General features: G+C 63.9%; 4 protein-coding genes. 2 read left to right on the top strand and 2 right to left on the bottom strand.

What is annotated here, in order from left to right; genetic code table 11:
- The first annotated feature begins 4 nt into the window (after nt 1-4).
- Nucleotides 5-688 (top strand): hypothetical protein, encoded by a 684-nt coding sequence (locus tag EB084_21740; protein NDD30888.1) that lies wholly within the window; start codon nt 5-7, stop codon nt 686-688.
- 96 nt (nt 689-784) lie between these two features.
- On the opposite strand, the gene EB084_21735 is transcribed toward EB084_21740, so the two are convergent.
- A complete protein-coding gene (locus tag EB084_21735; protein ID NDD30887.1) occupies nt 785-1,540 on the bottom strand; it encodes an NYN domain-containing protein in 756 nt (251 codons plus the stop codon).
- Nucleotides 1,541-1,685: 145 nt separating this feature from the next.
- Between EB084_21735 and EB084_21730 the strand changes: the two genes are divergently transcribed.
- Nucleotides 1,686-2,789 carry an alpha/beta hydrolase gene (locus tag EB084_21730; GenBank protein NDD30886.1) on the top strand — a complete coding sequence of 368 codons (1,104 nt, stop codon included), beginning with the start codon at nt 1,686-1,688 and terminating at the stop codon, nt 2,787-2,789.
- A gap of 85 nt (nt 2,790-2,874) precedes the next feature.
- Here the strand turns inward: EB084_21730 and sucB are convergent.
- A partial coding sequence (gene sucB / locus EB084_21725; GenBank protein NDD30885.1) for a dihydrolipoyllysine-residue succinyltransferase occupies nt 2,875-3,631 on the bottom strand: 757 nt, incomplete at its 5' end.

Below are 3,631 nucleotides of genomic sequence, written 5' to 3'. Positions count from 1 at the left end.
CGCCGTGCCTCGCGCCCAGGCTGACATCGGCCCGCGCCGCCCCATCTCGACGCGAGAGGTCTCGAACCCCGAGCAGCTCCTCGCCATGCGCGACGAGACAGTCGACGTCACCATCGACCGGAAGCGCGCCACGCCCCTGGCCTCGGTCACGGCGCGTTTCCACTTCGAGCCGTTGCAAGAGACGTGGCGCCAGACCCTGATCATGCGCCTGGGCTTTCCGCAGCTCAACGCTGACAAGCCCCTGATGGCGTTTCAGGTGTGGCAGCAGGTCTACAGGCGGAATGCAAGTCCCCCGACCCTCACCGGAGACAACCGCGTGAGCGAGAGCCAGGTCGTGCGAGAGCCCGCGCGCAAGGACGACCCGAGCGGTCTGGCGGCGTCGTGGTGGACCTGGCCGCTCACGTTCCAGGGGCACTACGGCGCCCCGTCAAAAGATGACGTGGCCGTCGAGGTGAAGTACATGCAGGCCCTCACCCCCGCACCGAACAAGACCTGGCGCTACACCTACGTTCTGCGCAGCGGCGCCCCGTGGAGAGACCCCATCGGGGCGGCCACGGTGAGGGTGCGCGTCGACGAGGGCAGCATCGTCTCCGCCAGCCCCGCGGGAGGCAAGGTGGAAGGCAGCACCGTCACCTGGACGATGAGCAGCTTCGAGCCCACGCAAGACATTGTCGTGGTGGTGCGCTGAGCGACCGACCGCGAAGAGAGAGACGATGAGGCTGGAGATGAGCCCTTCCCACGCCTCACACGAGACGCAGGAAGGGGCGCGCCGAGACGTGCGCCTTCAGCGCCCGGCGCGGAAGTCGGTGACGACGTATGAGCCGCTGCGCTGGTCTTTCTCGAGCTTGATGATGTTGCGCCGCTGCCCCTCTTCGAGGAGCTGCGAGAAGGTGTCGAAGCCGTAGTACTCCTCGTTGAACGAGGGGCGCTTGCGCTTCATGGTCTCCTTCACCATCGAGCTCCACAGAATATCCTTGCTGTCGCGGCGCAGCGCGCGCAGCGCGTCGAGGAGCAGGCTGAAGGCCTCGTCCTGCTTGTCGGACCGTGCCTCGGCTGGTCGCCCGCGCTCGACGCGGCGGATGAGATCGTCGTAGAAGATGAACTCGTCGCAGTTCTCGACGAAGAGGTTCGAGGTGGAGTTCTTGACGCCCAGGCCGATGACGAACTTGTTGTTCTCGCGCAGCTTCGAGACCAGGGGAGAGAAATCGCTGTCACCGGACGCGATGACGAAGATGTTGATGTGGCTCTTGGCATTGGCGAGGTCCATGGCGTCGACCACGAGGCGGATGTCTGCGCTGTTCTTTCCGCTGTAGCGACGGCGCGGGATGTCCATCATCTCGATGGCAGCCTCGTGGAACCCCCGCTTGAACGAGGCGTAGCGCTCCCAGTCAGCATACGCGCGCTTGACCACGATCTTGCCCTTCTCGAGCAGGCGCCCGAGCACGAGGTTCACGTCGAATTTCTTGTAGTTGGCGTCTTCGACACCGATGGCCAGGTTCTCGAAGTCGATGAACAAGGCAAGGTTGGGTTCTTCGTTCACGGGACTCCTCCGATCGCCCCACGTGTTACGTGCGCGACGACAAAATCCTGTCCGGTTGACCTCGCAGCCCCTGGCCAGAGATTCGTGGACCCCACGGTGGCGGAGGTCTTGAAAAGGTCTCCCTGACAAACGCAGGGACGCATCGATGCTCTGCCCAACACTCGCGGAGACGCCAACCTTCAACCAGCAGGAGCCGCAGACCGTGAGCACGCAACGCCCCCTCGAGATCCAGGTGCACTATCCGGTGACCCGCGGGCGCATCACCCTGCGCACCGAGCAAGATTGGGACACCCCGGTCGAGGCCTCGACGGTGTCGGCCGATCGACAGACCGCAACGTTCACCATAAGTACCGATCAGCCGTTCATCTACTACAAGGCCTGTCTGCAGGTTGAAGACCGCGTGTACTGGGCGAAGGGCGAGAATGCCCTGGCCACGGTGGAAGGTCCCGTGGTGCAGAACTACCCCTACTTCCACGGGCCCACCGGCGGAAGCATCGGCGACCTGCTCGAAATCGCAGACCCGCATGGCGCAGGCGCGCACAAGGTGCGCTGCTACTATCCGCCGGGCTACTACGAGAACCCGCTCCAACGGTTCCCCGTGCTGTACATGCACGACGGCCAGAACCTCTTCTTCCCCTACGAGGCCTTTCTCGGCGACGACTGGCAGGTCGATTCGACCATGGGCCTGCTCAACGCCATGAGCGCGGTGCGACGCTGCATCGTCGTTGGGGTGTATGCCAAGGACCGGGAGAACGAGTACACCCGCCCCGGCTACGAGGCCTATGGCCGGTTCCTCGTCGAGCAGCTGAAGAAGGCCACCATCGACCGCACCCTGCGCACCCTTCCCGGACCGGAGCACACCGCCGTCATGGGGTCTTCACTGGGAGGCGTGGTCTCGCTCTACCTGGCCTGGCAATGGCCCGAGGTGTTCGGCATGGCCGCATGCATGTCGAGCACCTTCACCTGGAAGGACGACCTCATGGAGCGCATCGCGCAAGAGCCCAGGCGCAACATCCGGCTCTATCTCGACAGCGGCTGGCCCGGCGACAACTACGAAGTGACGGCGGCCATGCGCGACCTGCTGCTGCGGCGCGGCTTCAAGAGCGGCAGCGATCTCATGTACTTCGCCTTCCCGGAAGCGCTGCACAGCGAGAAGTACTGGGCGATGCGTTCACACATCCCCTACCAGTTCTTCTTCGGTGCAGGCTTCCGCGCCTATCGCAACCAGCTGCGCGCACGCTGCGACTGAAGCGCTCAGACCTGTTTGATCAAAGCGGGTTGGAGCGGAAGCCCTGAATTGTTGGGTACGAATACCCACGAGAGTCGGGGAAACGCTATATTCCCAATCCAAACCCCGCAGGGTTCTCGATGCGATCCTTCACCCCGCTGAGGAAAGATACCGCTTCTCGTCCGTCGATGATGCGATGATCATAGGTGAGGGCCACGTACATCATGGGGCGGATCACCACCTGACCGTTTCGTGCGACGGGGCGCTCGTCGATCTTGTGCATGCCGAGGATGCCGCTCTGAGGGGGGTTCACGATGGGCGTCGACAGCATCGAGCCATAGATGCCCCCGTTGGAGATGGTGAAGGTGCCGCCCTGCATCTCGTCGAGACGCAGCTTCCCCGCTTTGGCACGCGTCGCGAAATCGACGATGGAAGCCTCGATCTCGGCAAACCCGAGTCGATCAGCATGGCGTAGAACGGGCACCACCAGGCCCCGCTCGCTGCCCACCGCCACACCGATGTGGACATCGCGATGATAGGCGATGGCGTCATCGCGCACCTCGGCGTTGAGCACGGGCCAGTCGGCGAGCGCGCCCGCCACCGCCTTGACAAAGAACGACATGAAGCCGAGCTTCACCCCGTTCTTCTTCTGAAACGCTTCACCGAAGCGCTTTCTCGCGTCGATGACGGCCGACATGTCGACCTCGTTGAAGGTGGTGAGCAACGCCGCGGTCTGCTGCGCCTCTAAAAGCCTCTGAGCCACCCGCTTTCGCAAAGGAGACATGCGCACCAGCTCGATGGGCGCTTCCCCATCTTGTTCCGGTGCCACGGCAGCCCCCCCTGGCGCCGAAGCGGCGGCCTCC

Source organism: Pseudomonadota bacterium, assembly GCA_010028905.1.
In the GTDB taxonomy this organism is placed as follows: Bacteria; Vulcanimicrobiota; Xenobia; order RGZZ01; family RGZZ01; genus RGZZ01.
Note: the sequence above shows the minus strand (reverse complement) of the source record. Positions and strands in the feature narration are given on the sequence as shown.